The organism is Haemophilus parainfluenzae, from assembly GCF_003252725.1.
GTDB lineage: Bacteria > Pseudomonadota > Gammaproteobacteria > Enterobacterales > Pasteurellaceae > Haemophilus_D > Haemophilus_D parainfluenzae_L.
In genome coordinates, this window is record NZ_QEPO01000006.1 from 22,218 (window position 1) to 41,083 (window position 18,866).

The following is an 18,866-nucleotide window of genomic DNA, read 5'->3' on the forward strand; positions in this document are numbered from 1 at the left end:
TTTGCGATATAGTAACGTTTTTGCTTCTGAATGTGAAGAAAAGACAAAAGTGCGGTCGATTTCACTCATATTTTTGTAATAATTTTGTAAAATTTTTGCGGTATGTCACAAAATTCTGTTTAAAAGAGAGTATAATGGCGCAAATTTTATTTAGCCTAAGTGAAAATGGAGTATTTTTATATGAGCGAACAATTACGCCAAGCCGCATTAGATTTTCATGAATTCCCAATTCCGGGGAAAATTGCCGTTACCCCAACCAAATCGCTAGAAACCCAACATGATTTAGCCCTTGCATATTCTCCCGGTGTTGCTGAGCCTTGCTTAGAGATTGAAAAAGATCCTTCAGCGGCAAGTCGTTATACTGCGCGTGCTAATTTAGTGGCCGTTATTTCAAATGGTACTGCTGTATTAGGGTTAGGAAATATCGGTGCGCTTGCCTCAAAACCTGTTATGGAAGGGAAAGGGGTATTGTTCAAAAAATTTGCCGGCATCAATGTATTTGATATTGAAATCAATGAACATGATCCAGATAAATTAATCGATATTATTGCTTCATTAGAACCTACTTTTGGTGGAATTAACCTTGAAGATATCAAAGCACCGGAATGTTTCCACATTGAAAAAGCGTTGCGTGAACGTATGGGAATTCCGGTATTCCATGATGACCAACACGGTACAGCTATCATCGTCGGTGCGGCAGCATTAAACGGATTAGAAATTATTGGAAAAAACATTGCAGATGTTCACTTAGTGGTAAATGGCGCAGGTGCTTCAGCCATTGCGTGTACTAACTTGCTTCGAGCATTAGGTTTCAAAAAAGAAAATATCACCATGTGTGACTCTAAAGGTGTAATTTTCAAAGGCCGTGGCGATAACATGGATGAAACCAAGCAATTTTACGCAATTGAAGATAATGGTTGGCGCACATTAGCGGATGCCGTTAAGGGAGCCGATGTGTTCTTAGGTTGCTCTAAAGCCGGTGCATTAAAACCTGAAATGGTGAAAACCATGGCGGAGAATCCATTAATCTTAGCATTGGCTAACCCAGTACCTGAAATTACCCCAGATGAAGCGAAAGCAGTACGTCCGGATGCGATTGTTTGTACTGGTCGTTCCGACTATCCAAACCAAGTAAATAACGTACTTTGTTTCCCATTCTTATTCCGTGGTGCATTAGACGTAGGCGCAACCGCGATTAATGAAGAAATGAAATTAGCGGCTTCTCATGCAATTGCAGGTTTGGCGAAAGAACCCGTTCCATTAGAAATTATTGCTAATTATGGTGCGTTATCTTTTGGACCGGATTATGTGATTCCAACTCCGTTCGATCCTCGTTTATTATTTACCGTGTCTTCTGCGGTAGCGAAAAAAGCGATGGAAACAGGCGTAGCAACTCGTCCAATTACAGATTGGGCAGCTTATGAAAAACAATTAAAAGCATTAGTTGCAGCTTAATCTTTCTCTTTCAAAGTGCGGTTAAAAAATGATGATATTTTTAACCGCACTTTGTGTTTTTTTATCTGTCTATGGAAGGAATAGCACATTTGCGTGCTTTAAATTAATCAAAGGGTAGCGATACCTTCAGGACTTATGAGTGTCAAAATGAAACAAACACGTTCTCCTTTATATCCGATTTTTCTCTTCGTCATCATTAATCTGATTATTTTCACCTTATCTCGTCTTGGGCTTGCGATTTGGCAGGCCGATCGTGTTTCTGCGGTATCGGGCTGGGGACAATTATTCTTACAAGGCTTGCGTATGGACATCGTAGCTTTGTGTTACCTATTTGGTGTACCAGCATTATTTACGGTGTTATTTCATAATAGCCGTATTTGGAAAATGATTTTACGCATTTGGCTCACCCTAGGTAGTGTGTTTATTCTGTTTATGGAATTGGCTACACCGGCATTTATCGAAACCTATGATTTCCGTCCAAACCGTCTTTTTATCGAATATCTAATTTATCCGAAAGAAGTCTTTTCAATGTTGATGGAAGGCCATTTAACTGCGGTCATTTTTAGCCTTATTTTTACCGTTACGGCTTTCTTCTGTTATTGGAAACTCTCGGGTTATGCGGTGAAAAACTTACGCCCAATGAGCTGGAAATTACGTCCTGTTGTCGCATTGCTTGTTGTTGCAGTTGCCTTTTTAGGGGCGCGTTCGAGTTTTCAGCACCGTGGTGTGAACCCTGCAATGGTGGCTTTTTCTTCCGATGGGTTAGTCAATTCGCTCGTGTTGAATTCAGGCTATTCTGTTCTTTATGCCGCCCAACAATTTAAAGACGAAGGGGCATCTTCTGAAGCCTATGGCAAAATGGATACCGATGAAATGTTGCGTATTGTTAAAGCAAGCCGTGGCCGTCCTGAAAGTGATTATATTTCAGAGAAGATTCCAACCTTAACGAAAAACCAAGCCACTTATCAAGGTAAACCGAAAAATATCGTCATTATTTTGGAAGAAAGTTTTGGCGCGCAATTTGTCGGTACATTAGGCGGAAAACCACTTTCACCTGAATTTGATAAATTAGCCAAAGAAGGCTGGTTATTTGAAAATCTCTATGCAACTGGTACACGATCTGTACGTGGTATTGAAGCCACGACAGCTGGTTTTACACCTACTCCAGCACGTGCGGTAGTGAAATTAAATAATAGTCAAAGTAGTTTCTTTACCATTGCAGATTTACTTGCTAAACAAGGTTATAACACGTCTTTTATTTATGGCGGTGAAAAACACTTTGATAATATGGCAAGCTTCTTCTATGGCAACGGTTTCCAAAATATTATCGATCAAAAGGATTATCAAAATCCAAAATTTACTGCGACTTGGGGCGTGAGTGATGAGGATTTATTTGATAAAGCGAACGAAACCTTTACCCAATTACAGAATGAAGGAAAACCATTCTTTAGCTTAGTGTTCAGTTCAAGCAATCACGATCCTTTTGAATTTCCTGATGGTAAAATTGAGCTTTACGAGCAACCAAAAGCAACCCGTAATAACAGCGCAAAATATGCAGATTATGCGATTGGTTATTTCTTCAAATTAGCGAAACAATCTAATTATTGGAAAGATACCGTGTTCTTGGTGATTGCCGACCATGATTCTCGTGCAGCTGGGGCAAGCTTGGTGCCAATTAAGCATTTCCATATTCCTGCGTTAATTTTAGGTGATCATGTTGAGCCACGCCGAGACAGTCGTTTAGTGAGCCAAATTGATATGCCAACGACCTTACTTTCTATTGCGGGTGTAAGTGGTAATTATCCGATGATTGGGTTTGATTTAACGCAAGATGTGAATCCGAATCGTGCCTTTATGCAGTTTGATCAAACTCAAGCCTTAATGAAAGGCAATCATGATGTTGTTATTCAAACACCAAATAGCAAAGCAAAAGGCTATGTGTATGATAAAGAAAAAGATACATTGACTGAAAAAGAGGTGCCGGAAGAAATGAAAAAAGAAGCATTGGCACATGCTTTACTTGGTAGCTATTTGTATAAAAACCGTTTATATAAAGGCAGTGAAGAGAAATAAAGTGCGGTCAGTTTTAAGCTAAATTTAAAGGGCGAATGATTTCGCCCTTTTTCTTTATATGATTTGCTCTTAGTGATTTTCAGCAATAACACGTGGGAATAAAATATTGTTTTCACGGTGAATATGCATCATTAAATCATCTGCAAATTCTTGGATGCCGCTGTAAAGCGCACGCCATGTATTGCAAGCATCAGCCGGAGGCGTCATATTGTTTGTTAATGATTTCAATACATCTAAATGTTCGCCGTGTTCAGCGTGTTCCATTTCCATCATACGAATTGGCATTTGCGCCATCATATAGTTACCTGCTTTGATCATAGGGAAAAGCACGTGCTCTTCTTTCATCATATGGTTGCTCAAATCCTCATAGATATTGCGTAATTCAGCCGCCACACCTATTGGGCAATTTTCACGATCGCCATGAACACTTTCTACACGATCCGCTAAGACGATTAATTCTTGAAGTTGTTCACGGTGACGTTGGTGGTAGCGAACTAAAATATGATCGATAATTTCAGGATAAGTTGCATTAACCCAATATTCTTCAGGATTTTCTGCTTTGCTATTTTGAAGCTCGGTTAAACGGGTTTCAATTTCTGCTAAATTTAATCCTTTTTCTGCCGCTGCATTTGCAAGTGTATCAGAACCACCACAGCAGAAATCCAAATCGTATTCACGAAGTAGAGAAGTTGAGCCGGGTACGCTGACAGCGATTTCACTTAATTTTTTATCTCCAAAAGACATAATGAATCTCCTTATTGATGAGGTAGAGTTAAAAAGTTGAGTGAAATACTAAGATAATGAAAGAAAAATGCAACGGATTTTTTAGCAAAGTATGATTTAAATCAAAGCTAAAAGTTAAAGTTACCGTGTTGTAGGTAGGTATTGATGCGTATTAAAGTGAAAGTTGCATTGCTTTGATGAGGTGTTATTATTCGAGCATAGAGAGGGGATAATAATGAAGCGAATCTATCGATTTTTGGCTATTGGCTTGGTATTAGTAGTTTTAGGTGTTGGATATTTTTTTACAAATTTAACGATTTTTGACGGTACATTTATTCAACTAAATACGTCACAAAAAGTGAGTTATATTCCTTTTGAAAACAAGTTAAATATGAAATGTGACAAGGCTGGCGATTCAGTGCCTAAATTAGCCTCTTCTCGTTTTCATTTAATAACTTGGAATGTGCATAAAGGGCAAGATAAGGGTTGGCAAGAAGATTTAGCACGACTCTCTAAACAAACTGATTTTTTGTTATTGCAAGAGGCAACGCAGCATCAAAATTTAAACACATTTTCGACCGCACTTTTTGTGTCCTCTTTTTCTTTTAAAGATCTCTTATCAGGTGTAAAAACATTCACCAAAACGCAACCAGAATGGTATTGCGGTGGTGGCGTAGCAGAACCATTAATACAAATTCCCAAAGTGGCAAGTGTGATGAGTTTTCCATTAGAAAAAGGCGATAGCTTACTACTTATTAATGTGCATTTGATTAATTTTGAATGGGGGATTTCCGCTTATCAAACTCAGTTAGAGCAGCTTTTTTCCTTTGTCGAAAATCATCAAGGCCCCATCATCATATCTGGCGATTTTAATGCATGGAATGAGCGTCGTCTGAATTTAGTCAATAATTTGATGCAAAAATATGGACTAGATGCAGTGACGCTATCTCAAGATGAGCGGGTTAGATTTTTAGGTTATCCACTGGATTATATTTTTACGCGAGGCGTAAAAGTGGTAAGTGCGACATCAGAAGTGGTTACTTCGTCAGATCATAATCCGTTACTGGTTGAATTCGAATTGGAATAAAGCGCGGTCAGATTTTGAGAAAATTTTAGGGCTAACGTTATGTTAGCCCTATGTGTTAATTACTTGGTTTGATTAATTAAAAATTGTGTTAATAGAGACACTGGACGACCTGTTGCACCTTTATTTGCACCTTGAAGCCAAGCTGTCCCAGCGATATCTAAATGTGCCCAAGTGTACTTTTTCGTAAAGTTAGAGAGGAATGCGCCTGCAGTAATAGCACCGCCCCAACGACCGCCAATATTCGCTAAATCAGCAAATGGGGATTTTAATTGTTCTTGATATTCTTCACTTAACGGTAAACGCCAAGCTTTGTCAGTGGTTTGCTGTGCAGCTTGTAATAATTGTTCTGCTAAGGTATCATCAGTTGAAACTAAGCCACTGTTATGTTGGCCTAGCGCTACCACGCAAGCGCCTGTTAGGGTCGCGATATCAATCACATATTGCGGTTCAAAACGTTCTACATAGGTGAGTGCATCACAAAGCACTAAACGTCCTTCTGCGTCAGTATTTAACACTTCTACAGTTAAACCATTCATCGTGGTGAGAATATCACCTGGACGATAAGCATTGCCATCTGGCAAGTTTTCACAACCTGCTAATACACCGATAACATTGAGTGGAAGATTTAATTCAGCAATGGCTTTCATTGTACCGAATACTGAAGCTGCACCGCACATATCGTATTTCATTTCATCCATATCTGCGGCAGGTTTTAAAGAAATACCGCCTGCATCAAAGGTTAAGCCTTTACCCACTAATACGATTGGTTTCGCATTTTTATCAGGTGCATTGTTGAAATGTAAAATAGACATATAAGCCGGATTTTGTGAACCTCGAGATACGGCTAAATACGCATTCATGCCAAGCTTTGTCATGTCTTCTTCATCAATCACATCGAGGGAAAGTGCGGTTGATGTTTCAGATAATTTTTTAGCTTGTTCTGCTAAATAAGCCGGTGTGCAAATGTTAGGTGGCATATTCGCGATATTACGCGCAGCTTTTACACCATTTGCAATGGCTTGTGCTTCTGCGATGGCTTGCTTAACTTGTGCGTCATCGGTATTAAAAACGATTTCTTGAAGTGAGATAGCATCCGCTTTTTTACTCTTAAATTCATCAAATTGATAAAGGTTATGTTCGATGCTTTCAACAGTAAAACGCACATTCCAAAATAGATCGCGATCTTTAATTTCTACATCGGTTAAATTATTCACCGCTTGCTGAATATTTAACTCTTTTAATGTTTGGGTAACACGCTGGATAATTTGTTTAAATTGGCGTTCAGTCGTTTCACCTTTTTTGCCACAACCTGCTACTAATACGCGTTTAGCGGCAAGATTTGGTAACGAATGAAGCAGAGTCGCTTGGCCAATTTTGCCTGAAAGATCTTGGCTTTGGGCTAACTGACTGAGGTAGCCTTGTGTGATTTGGTCGATTTCATTGAAACTTTTTGTCAATTCATTGTTCTCATAAATGCCGATGATAAGGCAATCGGTTGATTGAGAAAGTGCGGTTGAGTTTGCTTGATATTTCATGTTATTTCCTTATGTTGCTAATTTGCTATTTAAATCAGTGAAAATAAGGTATCATACGCCATCTAAATTAGCCAGTTTCCCGTGTTTTTTAGTTAGAAAAAAGAATGATATTAACCCGATATTTAACAAAAGAAGTCTTTAAAAGCCAAATTGCAATTTTGTTTATTTTGCTTTTAATTTTCTTCAGCCAACAGCTTGTTCGCGTGCTTGGTTCAGCAGCAAATGGCAAAGTGCCTGCCGATCTTGTGTTCTCTCTACTCGGATTAGGGATGCCAACAATGGCACAATTAATGTTGCCATTATGTTTGTTTATCGCCATTTTGCTGACTTTCGGTCGACTCTATGCAGAAAGTGAGATTACGGTAATGCGTGCTTGCGGTGTGGGACAACGTATTCTTGTTCGTGTGGCGTTAATTCTTTCTTTGTTCACAGCTGGCTTGGCTGCTTACAACGCATTGTGGCTTTCTCCATGGGCCATTCAAAAGCAAGCGGCGATTGTCGAAGATGCTAAAGCGAACCCAACAATGGGTGCATTGGCTTCTGGTCAATTCATGTCCACAAGCAATAATAATTTCGTCTTATTCATTGATAAGATTAACGGTAATCAAATCAGTGATGTTTATCTTTTTCAAATGAAAGCCAAAGGTCAAACGAAACCGTCAGTAGTTACCGCTGAAAAAGGTGAGTTAAAAGCGTTACCAAATGGCGACCAAGTCTTGAATTTACAGAATACCTTGCGTGTAGAAGGTACCTCGGTACTTCCTGATTTCCGTATTACGCATTTTGATGATTACAAAGCGTATTTGGGTCATCAAGAGACAAATACAGAAAGTGATGAAGCGGCTGAATTATCTTTTGAGCAATTATTAAAAGATAAAAGTCCTGCAGCCAAAGCTGAATTGCATTGGCGAATAACCTTAATTTTAGCCGTGCCTTTAATGGCGCTTATTGCTGTACCAATGAGCAAAGTAAATCCTCGCCAAGGCCGTTTTGCGAAAATCTTACCGGCATTATTACTTTATTTAATTTACTTCTTATTACAAAGCTCATTTAAATCTGCAGGTGGTGCAGGTAAGCTTGATGCAGGTTTGTTAATGCCGGTGGTAAATATCGCCTTTTTAATTTTAGGGATTGTGCTGAATAGTTGGGATAGCACAGTTATGCATAAATTCCGTCGTGTATTCAGAAAAGGATAATAACAATGTTGATGAATACTCTTGATCGTTATATCGGTAAAAGCATCTTAGGGGCAATTTTTGCCACACTATTTACGTTAGTTGGTCTTTCGGCAATTATCAAATTTGTGGAGCAATTTCGTAGCGTCGGGAAAGGCTCTTATGATATTTGGCAAGCCGTGGCTTATACAGGCTTAACGATGCCAAAAGATGTCGAAACCTTTTTCCCGATGGCTGCTTTGTTAGGTGCATTAATTGCGTTAGGTAATTTAGCCAGCCGAAGTGAATTAGTGGTAATGCAATCTGCGGGTTTTTCTCGCTTTAAAATTGGATTAGCTGTCATGAAAACGGCACTTCCACTGGTACTTTTTACCATGATTATTGGTGAGTGGGGAATTCCACAAACTGAACAGTTTGCCCGAGATATGCGTACTCGTGCACTTTCCGGTGGTTCAATGCTTTCGGTGAAAAATGGTGTATGGGCAAAAGACGGTAATAATTTCGTGTATGTGCGTCGAATTAAAGATGATGCAAAATTAGAAGATATTTACATCTATACCTTTGATGACCAGCGTAACCTCACTCATTTGAAGCATGCGAATCAAGCGCAATATTCAGCTGAAAATAATCAATGGCAGTTACGCCAAGTCAATAATTCAGCAGTATCAAAAGAGCAAATTACCACGACAAATCGTTTAACAGAAGATTGGGCAACAAGCTTAACACCAGATAAATTAGGCGCAGTTTCATTACGTCCAACATCATTATCCATTTCAGGCTTGTATGAATATATTGCGTTCTTAAAACAGACAGGACAGGATTCTCGCCGTTTTGAATTAACTTATTGGCGTAAGATTTTACAGCCCCTTTCTGTAGGTGTGATGATGATGCTTGCGTTATCTTTCATCTTCGGTTCATTGCGTAGTGTCACTGCAGGGGCAAGAATCGTAACGGGGATTTGCTTTGGTTTCTTGTTCTATGTCGTCAATGAAATTTTTGGACAAATGAGTGTGGTATTTAATGCACCAGCTTTTTTAGGTGCACTGATGCCAAGTCTCTTGTTTATGGCGATTATTTGGTGGTTACTCGCAAGAAAACGAGACTAATTGATACAATAAACGAAAAAGGCGAGCTGAGAAGGTTAGCCTTTTTGTTCGCTAAAAAAGTGCGGTCAAAATTGACCGCACTTTAGGAATTTAATCTTCTTTAAATTCTCTCATCATTTCTTCTGCTTTTTTCACCATTTCTGCGGAACCAATGAAAAGTGGTACACGTTGGTGAAGTTCACTTGGTTGAATATCTAAAATTCGATTGTAACCATCAGATGCAATACCCCCCGCTTGTTCTGCTAAGAATGCCATTGGATTGCCTTCATAAAGCAAACGAAGCTTACCATTTGGATAGTTAGTTGCACTTGGGTAAATATAGATACCACCTTTTAATAAGTTACGATGGAAGTCAGCTACTAATGAACCAATATAACGTGATGCATAAGGGCGGTTAGTTGCTTTATCTTCTTCTTGGCAGTATTTAATGTATTTTTTTACCCCTTGTGGGAATTTGAGATATTGTCCTTCATTGATGGAATAGATTTTGCCCTCTTTTGGCATCTTCATATTTTCATGAGAAAGACAGAATGTACCGATAGATGGATCATAAGTGAAACCATTTACACCATGACCAGTGGTATAAACCAACATGGTAGACGAACCATATACGATATAACCCGCCGCAACTTGTTTATTACCCGGTTGCATAAAGTCTTCTAAGGTAACAGGTGAGCCAATCGGTGAAACGCGACGGTAAATAGAGAAAATCGTACCAACAGAAACGTTCACATCGATATTGGATGAACCATCAAGTGGGTCGGTCAAAATAATATATTTTGCATTACGAGCGCGTTCAGTATCAAAAGCGATAAAACTTTCTTCTTCCTCTGAAGCAAAACCTGCCACTTCTTCACGTGACATAAGGGCTGCATTCATGGTGTTATGGGCGAACAAGTCCAATTTCATTTGGCTTTCACCCTGCACGTTTTCGACACCAGATTGGCCAAGGATATTGGTTAAACCTGCTTTGTTGATATCACGATGAATGATTTTTGCTAATAAACGAATAGAAGACAAAATACCACTAAGTTCCCCTTTTGCATTTGGGTACTCCGCTTGGCGTTCAACAATAAATTCACTCAATGTTTTCATGTTTATTCCTTTTTTATAATTGTTAAATAAATAATAGACCCTTTTATTATATGTTATTTGGCACTTCTGATTGAGATCAAAATGTGAAGAATGAGATCTGCATCACACTTTATTTTTAATACAAAGCCTTGACAAAACGTATATATCCTTTAAAAAAGATATAATAGATAAATAACGTCACAGTAAAGGAATACTGTTATGAAACTTACTCATTTTCCTTTCAAATCAAGTTTACTTGCTTGCAGTATCGCTTTGCTTACTGCTTGCAATTCAATTACTTATCATCCAACTAAAACGATTGAGCAAATAGATCCACAAAAGGGATATCGCTTGGAAAATGCGATGCAGCAGGCATTGCAAAAAGAAAATTTAGTGATTGTCACTTTTTCTGGTGGAGGATCTCGCGCGGCATCTTTAGGTTATGGCGTGTTAGAGCAGTTCCAAAATGTCTCAGTGCGTCCAACAGAGAAAGGTAGCACCTTATTGCAAAATATTGATATTGTGTATGGGGTGTCTGGCGGCTCAGTATTAGCAGCCTATTTTGCTTTGGAGGGACAGGATATTATCCCTAAATTTAATAATTCTTTTTTGAAAAAGAATTTCCAGAAAAAAGTCATCAATGAAGTATTTTCGATGGGTAATGTGCCTCGGCTTACTTCCCCACAGTTTGGTCGTAGCGATTTGTTGCAGGAACAGCTCAATCTTGCTTTATATCGTGGGAAAAAATTTGCAGATCTTGAACAACGTAAAGGACCTTTTGCCGTGATTAATACCACAGATATGACAGCAGGACAGGAAGTTTCTTTTACGCAAGATTTCTTTGATTGGCTTTGTGTTGATTTAAATGATGTTGAGATTGCTCGGGCAGTAGCGGCATCAAGCGCCGTACCATTAATTTTTTCACCGATTACGCAAAATAATCATGGTGGTTCTTGCCTCGTGGAAAATAAAAAAGAATTATTGATGCAGATGAATCCACCTAATCGGTTGTTGTTGAGTAACTTTGATGCCATGAAAAAACGCATGGAGCCTTATCAAAATAAGGCTGAAAAACCTTATTTGCACTTAGTTGATGGTGGCTTAACGGATAATTTAGGTTTGGCTAGCTTATTGGATGTGTCAAATTTACTTAGTGTCCGAAAATTATATACTGAGCTTAAGAATTATAATTTACGTAATATTGTCGTGGTAAACGTTAATGCTCAAAATGAACTTACTAGCGATATTGATAAATCAGCTGATGTACCGGGAATCAAAGATGTCGTGAATACAGTGATTAATGTACCAATTGATAAAACGACAGCATCGACAGTGAAATATTCACAACAATTTGCGGATCAATGGAATGCTTACGCTAAACGTAAAAAAGGAATAAAAATTAAAGCTCATTTTGTGAATTTAAATTTAAAAGATTTGCCAGAGGGGCAATTGAAGAATGATGTTCTTAATATCGGTACATCGTTATATTTGCCAGAATCGGATGTGGATAAACTGCGCGAAGCGGCTAAGATTTTATTGGAACAATCAAAAGAATACCATAAGGCAGTGAAAGCATTGCAATAGTTTATAGGCTTAAAGTGTGGTTAGAAATGACCGCACTTTTTCTTTTTAAATGTTATATCAATTCCATTCATATAAAATCACAATAAAATTCACATCCATCTAGACGTCTAAATCTTTAATGAAGACATTAATTTTGTTACACTCAGTCTATCATTAGAATGAATAAAATATAGGAAAGCAAAATGAGTAAACTTTTTCCAAATGCCACTATTCGCACTTCTGCACCATATCGTTTTGATATTGTAGGAAGTTTTTTACGTCCAGAGACTTTAAAACAGGCTCGTCATCAATGCAGCTGTGGTGATATTTCTTGTGCTGATTTAACGCAAGTTGAAGATGCAGAAATTGCTAAATTGGTTGAGCATCAAAAAAATGTTGGATTGCATGCGGTGACTGATGGTGAATTTCGTCGTACTTTTTGGCATTTAGATTTCTTAGCTGCATTAGATGGCGTGAAAGAAGTGGATGCGGAGAAATTCTCAGTGCAATTTAAACACGATAATGTACGCCCGAAAACATTAAAAATTGTGGATAAGATTGGTTTCTCAGAGAGCCATCCTTTCGTTGAACATTACCGCTCATTGCAAAAAATGGCAGGGGAGAGTGAAGTTAAATTAACCATTCCTTCTCCGTCAATGCTTCATTTAATTTGTACAGTACGAGCCACAGATTATCAGCCAATTGAACGTTATAAAGATAACAATCAGTTGTTATTAGATGATATTGCCGATACTTATATTGATGCAATGAATATCTTCTATAAATTAGGCTGTCGTAACTTACAGTTGGATGATACAAGTTGGGGCGAATTCTGTGCGGAAGATAAGCGTAAAACTTATACTGAACGCGGTTTAGATCTAGATCAAATTGCCAAAGATTATGTATATATGTTAAATAAAATTGTGGCAGCGAAACCAGCTGATTTAGCGATTACAATGCATATTTGTCGTGGTAATTTCCGTTCAACTTGGTTCTCTGCTGGTGGTTATGAGCCTATCGCAGAAACCTTATTTGGTCACTGTAATGTGGATGGTTTCTTCTTAGAGTACGACAGTGATCGTGCGGGAGATTTTAAACCTTTACGCTTTATTAAAAATCAACAAGTGGTATTAGGATTGATAACCTCTAAATCGGGCGAGTTAGAAAACCGTGATGAAATCATTGCTCGTATTAAAGAAGCGGCACAATATGTTGATATCAATCAACTTTGCTTAAGCCCACAATGTGGTTTCGCTTCAACGGAAGAGGGTAATATCCTGACTGAAGAACAACAATGGAAGAAACTCGAATTTATCCGTAGTATCGTGGAAGAAGTTTGGGGGTAAATAATTTCAAATTGGAATGTAAAAGAGATAATCGTTAAGATGGTTATCTCTTTTTTTCATGAAAGTGCGGGTAAAAATGACCTCACTTTTACACAATAAAAAAGGAAGTCGATAGACTTCCTTTTATGTTATTTCAATTTAATTATTTTTGACGCATTGCAGGGAATAGGATCACATCACGGATAGATGGTGCATTAGCATAAAGCATTACTAAACGATCAATACCAATACCTTCTCCTGCTGTTGGTGGTAAGCCGTGTTCAAGTGCGACAACGAAATCATCATCTTTAAACATTGCTTCATCATCACCAGCATCTTTTGCTGCGACTTGAGCATCGAAACGTTCATTTTGGTCTTCTGCATCATTTAATTCTGAGAAACCATTACCAATTTCACGACCACCAATAAATAATTCAAAACGGTCTGTCACCTCTGGATTTTCATCATTACGACGAGCAAGCGGTGATATTTCTGCCGGATGAGCCATTAAGAAAGTTGGTTGAATTAAGTGATGCTCTGCTACTTCTTCAAAAATCGCATTCACGACAGAACCTAACCCCCAAGATTTTTGCACTTCGATACCTAAACGTTCAGCAGTTGTTTTTGCGCGGTCGAAATCATAAAGATCTTCTTTTACAATGCCTTTATCTGCACCATATTTGATAACTGCATCATGCATTGTGATTCTTTCAAATGGTTTACCGAAGTCAAATTCTAAATCACCGTATTTCACAATAGTTGTTCCTAGAATATCAATTGCTAGTTGGCGGAATAATTCTTCGGTGTTATCCATTAAATCATGATAGTCAGCGTAGGCTTGATAATATTCTAGCATTGTAAATTCTGGATTATGGCGAACTGAAACACCTTCATTACGGAAGTTGCGATTAATCTCAAATACACGTTCAAACCCGCCTACAACTAGACGTTTTAGGTAGAGCTCTGGTGATATACGGAGATACATATCTACATCTAATGCATTATGGTGAGTTATAAATGGTCTTGCTGAAGCTCCACCAGGAATTGGTTGTAGCATAGGTGTTTCAGCCTCAATAAAGCCTCTTGAAATGAAATAGTTACGAATACCAGCAATTACTTTTGAACGAATCACAAAAGCACGGCGAGATTCTTCATTAGAAATTAAATCTAAGTAACGCTGGCGATAACGAGCTTCCGTATCAGTTAAACCATGGAATTTATCTGGTAATGGACGAAGTGCTTTTGTTAAAAGTTGAACTTCAGTTGTTTTAATGGTTAATTCATTAGTTTGGGTTTTGAAAAGCGAGCCTTTTACCCCAATAATATCGCCTAAATCCCAAGAGTCTACATCGTTGTCATAAATTCCCTCAGGAAGATTATCACGTGCGACATATAATTGAATTTTTCCACTCATATCTTGTAAGGTAATAAAAGTTGCTTTTCCCATAACTCGACGAGTCATAATACGACCAGCAACCGCTACCTCAATGGCGGTGTCTTTTAACATATCACCATTTTTTTCGTCATATTTATCATGTAAATCTTGAGCAAGAGAATCACGACGGAATTGATTTGGAAACGCATTTCCTTTGGTGCGTAATGACGCTAATTTTTCACGACGAACCCGCATCTCACCGTTCAAATCTAATTCTTGGATTTGTTGTTCTAACATTTTTTTTACCTCTGTAGTCTGTAAAACAGGATGTTATTAAAAAACCTTTAGCGTCATTCGATTTTTATATACTAAAATAATACCGATGTTACTAAGGGACTGGACTATTACTTCGATACTTAGCCAATAAGTTAAAAATTGGATAATTTAACTATATCATTCAATTTAGGATTATCAAGTAATTACTTACATTTCAAGTGATTTAAACCTCACCTAAGGTAACATCTAGTAATTAAAAGATTAAATGCATAGTATCTGAAGTATTATGAAACCTTGAAATAACAATAATATATTAGGACTAAGACAAACCCATACATATTATGCTACATCAATTCGCTCATTCGTATAAATCGATTTAGTAACCATCCTGTTTAAATAAACAACATAATGACAGTAGGATGGTTAGCCATTTTAAAATTACATCAAAAAATTTTAACTTTATTTTAAATTTGTGATGTACATCTCATTATTGAGTATTTGTTCTTGGTAAGATTAATACCAGATAGATATTGTTGTCAATATTTATCTAATTACAATATACAATAGGTTGCTTTTAATATGCCTATTGTATCGTTTTTTGTTAAGACTTATTTAGAGGTGTAGTATGACTTCTGCAAAGAAAATCGGATTATTCACTTGTATCGCAGTTGTTGCAGGGAATATGATGGGAAGCGGTATAGCATTGTTGCCAGCTAGCTTGGCTAAAATAGGCTCCATTGCTATTTTTGGGTGGCTTATAGCCATGGTCGGTGCTGTGTCTCTTGCGTATGTGTTTGCAAGACTAAGCGTTAAAAATCCACAAGAAGGAGGTCCAATTGCCTACGCAGGGGAAGTGTCTCCAATACTAGGTTATCAAACTTCAATTATGTACTATCATGCCAACTGGATTGGCAACCTTGCTATTGCTATCACCGCAGTGGCATATTCTTCAACATTCTTTCCAATATTAAATGAACCTATTCCAGCAGCTATTGCAGCTATAGTTGTAGTCTGGATATTTACTTTTGTAAATTTATTAGGAGGTGCTTGGGTTAGTCGTTTAACGTCTATAGGCTTAATCTTAGTACTTACTCCTGTTGTGGGAACAGCTGTTTTTGGTTGGGCGTGGTTTGATATTGAAACATATAAAGCTAATTGGCTAGCTAATTCTGATATGGAGCCATCAAAAGCCATTATAAGTTCTGTTCTATTATGCTTATGGGCGTTTGTGGGAGTTGAGTCAGCTTCAGTAAGTAGTGGTTTGGTTGATAATCCGCAAAGAACAGTTCCGTTAGCAACGTTATTAGGTACAACTTTTGCTGGTATTGTGTATGTATTAGCCTCACAAGTTATTGCAGGTATGTTTCCAAATGCCGAAGTTGCAGCTTCAGGTGCGCCTTTTGGTTTAAGTGCATCGAAGATGGTGGGAGAGTGGGCAACTCCAGTTGTTTCTGCTTTTACTTCTATTGCATGCTTAACTTCTCTAGGTTCCTGGATGATGTTGGTAGGTCAGGCTGGTCGCCGTGCAGCAAATGATGGCAATTTCCCAAAAATGTTTGGTGAAGTAGATGCAAATGGCGTACCAAGAAAAGGTTTAATTGTGGCGTCTACAATGATGACCTTACTGATGATATTGCTTACAATTGTAAGTGCTAGTGGTGCAAATGCTGCAGATCTATTCACTCAACTAACAAGTATCGCAGTTATGCTTACTATGTTCCCTTATTTCTACTCTGCGATTAATCTAATAAGATTTGAAGGAATGACAACGAAAAGCGTACTAAGTGCATTTGCATCAGTATTCGCAATTTTATTTTGTTTCGTTGCTCTTGCAGGAGCAGAAAATTATCAAATTACAGCGACCATCCTGATTGCTTTAGCGATCTTCGCATTTTATGCAAAAAAATCAGGAGAAGAGCTTAATCCAAACACCCGTCGTGATCATAATTAATTATATAAGGAGTATATTATGAAGACTGTATTAATTGCTTATAAAAGAGAAAACAGTTATATAAACGAATTGACCTCATTGTTAGAACAGCAAGGATATTCTTTAATTGTTGTTGATAATTCTGAAGAGCTTTTAACGATTGTCCGCAACAATGCTAGATTAGCAAGTGTTTTATTTACTTATGATATTTTCGAAGATGGTTTGTCTGATAAAATTATTGAGCTTAATGAAAGTTTACCAATCTTCTTACTCAAAGATACAAATGATTGTCATGCTGTTGACTATCATAAAATTGGGAATAATGCTCAATTTATCGATTGCAATTTATATACTCAAACAGAAGTTATTAGTAAAATCCAAAAAGCCATTCGACAATACATCCAAAATATTATTCCTCCTCTCACAAAAGCATTATTTAAATATGTTAATGAAGATAAATACACTTTCTGTACCCCTGGGCATATGGGGGGGACAGCATTTTTAAAATCACCAATTGGTACATTATTTTATGATTTCTTTGGTGAAAATACCATGAAGTCTGATATATCTATATCAGTTGGAGAATTAGGATCTTTGTTAGACCACAGTGGGCCACATAAAGATGCGGAAGAGTACATTGCAAAAGTGTTTAATGCAGACAGAAGTTATATTGTCACTAATGGTACGTCTACAGCAAATAAAATTGTTGGGATGTATTCAGTACCATCTGGTAGCACCGTATTAATTGATCGTAACTGTCATAAATCTTTAACCCATCTATTAATGATGAGTGATATTACCCCAGTTTATTTAAAACCAACTCGTAATGCGTATGGTATCTTGGGTGGTATTCCTGAAAGTGAGTTCCGAAAGGATACTATTAAGCAAAAATTATCACATATTGGCTCAGATAAGTGGCCAGTTCATGCTGTAATAACCAATTCAACATATGATGGTTTATTCTATAACACAGATAAAATTAAAGAGAATTTAGATGTAAAATCTATCCATTTTGATTCTGCGTGGGTGCCTTATACAAACTTTAGTCCTATTTATGAAGGAAAAACAGGTATGGGAGGGAAAAGAGTTCCAAATAAAGTTATTTATGAAACTCAATCTACTCATAAGTTGTTGGCCGCATTCTCTCAAGCATCAATGATTCATGTTAAAGGCGATATTAATGAAACTACTTTTAGTGAAGCATATATGATGCATACTTCAACGTCTCCACATTACGGTATTGTTGCATCTACTGAAGTTGCTGCTGCAATGATGAGTAATAATACTGGTAAACGTTTAATTCAAGATTCTCTTGAACGAGCTGTTAAGTTCCGCAAGGAAATTAAGCAACGTTATAATGATGCTCAATCTTGGTACTTCGATGTGTGGCAGCCAGAGAATATTAATAGTATTGAGTGTTGGAAATTAGATCAAAATGCTACATGGCATGGTTTCCATAATATTGATGCTGATCATATGTATCTTGATCCTATCAAAGTCACCATTCTAACTCCAGGGCTAGATAAGGATGGTAATTTAGAAGAAAGAGGTATTCCTGCATCCTTAGTTTCTAAATTCTTAGATGATAGAGGTATTATTGTTGAAAAAACAGGGACATACAATTTATTAGTCTTATTTAGTATTGGTATTGATGATACTAAGGCTATGTTGTTGCTTCAAAGCCTTAACGAATTTAAAGAACTTTATGATCAAAATCGGTTTGTAAAAGAAATGTTACCGAGTGTTTACGCTGAAGCCCCTGATTTCTATGAAAATATGAGAATTCAAGACTTAGCTCAAGGTATTCACAAGTTAATATGTAAATATAACTTACCAGAATTGATGTTCTCAGCCTTTGAGGTTTTACCGAAGATGGTGATGACACCAAATAAAGCATTCCAATTAGAATTACAAGGCAAAGTAACTGATTGTTATATTGAGGATATGATTGGTAAAGTTAATGCAAATATGATTCTTCCGTATCCTCCTGGTGTGCCACTTGTTATGCCAGGTGAAATGATTACAGAAGATAGTCGTCCAATTCTTGAATTCTTAATTATGCTTTGCGAAATTGGTGCACATTATCCTGGATTTGCAACAGATATTCATGGTGCCTATAAGCAAAAAGATGGACGTTATAAAGTGAAAATTATTGCAGAATAAATTTTT

General features: G+C 37.4%; 13 protein-coding genes. 9 read left to right on the forward strand and 4 right to left on the reverse strand.

Going from position 1 to position 18,866, the window contains the following annotated elements; all coding sequences use genetic code 11:
• The first annotated feature begins 180 nt into the window (after positions 1–180).
• Positions 181–1,455: a malic enzyme-like NAD(P)-binding protein gene (locus DPV85_RS07510; RefSeq protein WP_111327591.1), complete on the forward strand. Its 1,275-nt coding sequence runs from the start codon at positions 181–183 to the stop codon at positions 1,453–1,455.
• Positions 1,456–1,602: 147 nt separating this feature from the next.
• Positions 1,603–3,528: an LTA synthase family protein gene (locus DPV85_RS07515; protein ID WP_165816490.1), complete on the forward strand. Its 1,926-nt coding sequence runs from the start codon at positions 1,603–1,605 to the stop codon at positions 3,526–3,528.
• Positions 3,529–3,597: 69 nt separating this feature from the next.
• Here the strand turns inward: DPV85_RS07515 and ytfE are convergent, their stop codons facing one another.
• Positions 3,598–4,272 carry an iron-sulfur cluster repair protein YtfE gene (gene ytfE / locus DPV85_RS07520; protein WP_111327593.1) on the reverse strand — a complete coding sequence of 225 codons (675 nt, stop codon included), beginning with the start codon at positions 4,270–4,272 and terminating at the stop codon, positions 3,598–3,600.
• Positions 4,273–4,486: 214 nt separating this feature from the next.
• Between ytfE and DPV85_RS07525 the strand changes: the two genes are divergently transcribed.
• Positions 4,487–5,338 carry an endonuclease/exonuclease/phosphatase family protein gene (locus DPV85_RS07525; protein ID WP_111327594.1) on the forward strand — a complete coding sequence of 284 codons (852 nt, stop codon included), beginning with the start codon at positions 4,487–4,489 and terminating at the stop codon, positions 5,336–5,338.
• A gap of 59 nt (positions 5,339–5,397) precedes the next feature.
• On the opposite strand, the gene DPV85_RS07530 is transcribed toward DPV85_RS07525, so the two are convergent.
• The gene (locus tag DPV85_RS07530; protein WP_111327595.1) at positions 5,398–6,873 is read right to left on the reverse strand and encodes a leucyl aminopeptidase; all 1,476 of its coding nucleotides are present in this window, start codon (positions 6,871–6,873) and stop codon (positions 5,398–5,400) included.
• A 104-nt stretch (positions 6,874–6,977) separates the two neighbouring features.
• On the opposite strand from DPV85_RS07530, the gene lptF reads away from it, so the two are divergent.
• Both lptF and lptG read left to right on the forward strand, forming a co-directional pair.
• Positions 6,978–8,069 (forward strand): LPS export ABC transporter permease LptF, encoded by a 1,092-nt coding sequence (gene lptF, locus DPV85_RS07535; protein ID WP_111327596.1) that lies wholly within the window; start codon positions 6,978–6,980, stop codon positions 8,067–8,069.
• A gap of 11 nt (positions 8,070–8,080) precedes the next feature.
• The gene (lptG, locus tag DPV85_RS07540; RefSeq protein ID WP_207798041.1) at positions 8,081–9,154 is read left to right on the forward strand and encodes an LPS export ABC transporter permease LptG; all 1,074 of its coding nucleotides are present in this window, start codon (positions 8,081–8,083) and stop codon (positions 9,152–9,154) included.
• A gap of 90 nt (positions 9,155–9,244) precedes the next feature.
• Here the strand turns inward: lptG and fbp are convergent, their stop codons facing one another.
• Positions 9,245–10,249, reverse strand: a complete 1,005-nt coding sequence (fbp, locus tag DPV85_RS07545; protein ID WP_065243994.1) for a class 1 fructose-bisphosphatase — start codon at positions 10,247–10,249, stop codon at positions 9,245–9,247.
• A 198-nt stretch (positions 10,250–10,447) separates the two neighbouring features.
• Here fbp and DPV85_RS07550 point away from each other — a divergent pair, with 198 nt between their 5' ends.
• Together DPV85_RS07550 and DPV85_RS07555 are read left to right on the forward strand one after the other, a co-directional pair.
• The gene (locus tag DPV85_RS07550; protein ID WP_111327597.1) at positions 10,448–11,812 is read left to right on the forward strand and encodes a patatin-like phospholipase family protein; all 1,365 of its coding nucleotides are present in this window, start codon (positions 10,448–10,450) and stop codon (positions 11,810–11,812) included.
• A 182-nt stretch (positions 11,813–11,994) separates the two neighbouring features.
• The gene (locus DPV85_RS07555; protein WP_111327598.1) at positions 11,995–13,137 is read left to right on the forward strand and encodes a 5-methyltetrahydropteroyltriglutamate--homocysteine S-methyltransferase; all 1,143 of its coding nucleotides are present in this window, start codon (positions 11,995–11,997) and stop codon (positions 13,135–13,137) included.
• A gap of 142 nt (positions 13,138–13,279) precedes the next feature.
• On the opposite strand, the gene lysS is transcribed toward DPV85_RS07555, so the two are convergent.
• Positions 13,280–14,788, reverse strand: a complete 1,509-nt coding sequence (gene lysS / locus DPV85_RS07560; protein WP_111327599.1) for a lysine--tRNA ligase — start codon at positions 14,786–14,788, stop codon at positions 13,280–13,282.
• A 604-nt stretch (positions 14,789–15,392) separates the two neighbouring features.
• On the opposite strand from lysS, the gene cadB reads away from it, so the two are divergent.
• Both cadB and DPV85_RS07570 read left to right on the forward strand, forming a co-directional pair.
• A complete protein-coding gene (gene cadB / locus DPV85_RS07565; RefSeq protein WP_111327600.1) occupies positions 15,393–16,718 on the forward strand; it encodes a cadaverine/lysine antiporter in 1,326 nt (441 codons plus the stop codon).
• Positions 16,719–16,736: 18 nt separating this feature from the next.
• Positions 16,737–18,860, forward strand: coding sequence for a lysine decarboxylase LdcC (locus DPV85_RS07570; protein ID WP_111327601.1), 2,124 nt, complete (start codon positions 16,737–16,739; stop codon positions 18,858–18,860).
• The last annotated feature ends 6 nt before the right edge of the window (positions 18,861–18,866 follow it).

Bases quoted from the DNA above. Each gene is read 5' to 3' on its own strand.
- DPV85_RS07570 (WP_111327601.1), top strand. From the start codon at position 16,737: ATGAAGACTGTATTAATTGCTTATAAAAGAGAAAACAGTTATATAAAC.
- ytfE (WP_111327593.1), bottom strand. From the start codon at position 4,272: ATGTCTTTTGGAGATAAAAAATTAAGTGAAATCGCTGTCAGCGTACCC.
- DPV85_RS07530 (WP_111327595.1), bottom strand. From the start codon at position 6,873: ATGAAATATCAAGCAAACTCAACCGCACTTTCTCAATCAACCGATTGC.
- lysS (WP_111327599.1), bottom strand. From the start codon at position 14,788: ATGTTAGAACAACAAATCCAAGAATTAGATTTGAACGGTGAGATGCGG.
- DPV85_RS07525 (WP_111327594.1), top strand. From the start codon at position 4,487: ATGAAGCGAATCTATCGATTTTTGGCTATTGGCTTGGTATTAGTAGTT.
- DPV85_RS07550 (WP_111327597.1), top strand. From the start codon at position 10,448: ATGAAACTTACTCATTTTCCTTTCAAATCAAGTTTACTTGCTTGCAGT.
- DPV85_RS07515 (WP_165816490.1), top strand. From the start codon at position 1,603: ATGAAACAAACACGTTCTCCTTTATATCCGATTTTTCTCTTCGTCATC.
- lptF (WP_111327596.1), top strand. From the start codon at position 6,978: ATGATATTAACCCGATATTTAACAAAAGAAGTCTTTAAAAGCCAAATT.
- cadB (WP_111327600.1), top strand. From the start codon at position 15,393: ATGACTTCTGCAAAGAAAATCGGATTATTCACTTGTATCGCAGTTGTT.
- DPV85_RS07555 (WP_111327598.1), top strand. From the start codon at position 11,995: ATGAGTAAACTTTTTCCAAATGCCACTATTCGCACTTCTGCACCATAT.
- lptG (WP_207798041.1), top strand. From the start codon at position 8,081: ATGAATACTCTTGATCGTTATATCGGTAAAAGCATCTTAGGGGCAATT.
- DPV85_RS07510 (WP_111327591.1), top strand. From the start codon at position 181: ATGAGCGAACAATTACGCCAAGCCGCATTAGATTTTCATGAATTCCCA.
- fbp (WP_065243994.1), bottom strand. From the start codon at position 10,249: ATGAAAACATTGAGTGAATTTATTGTTGAACGCCAAGCGGAGTACCCA.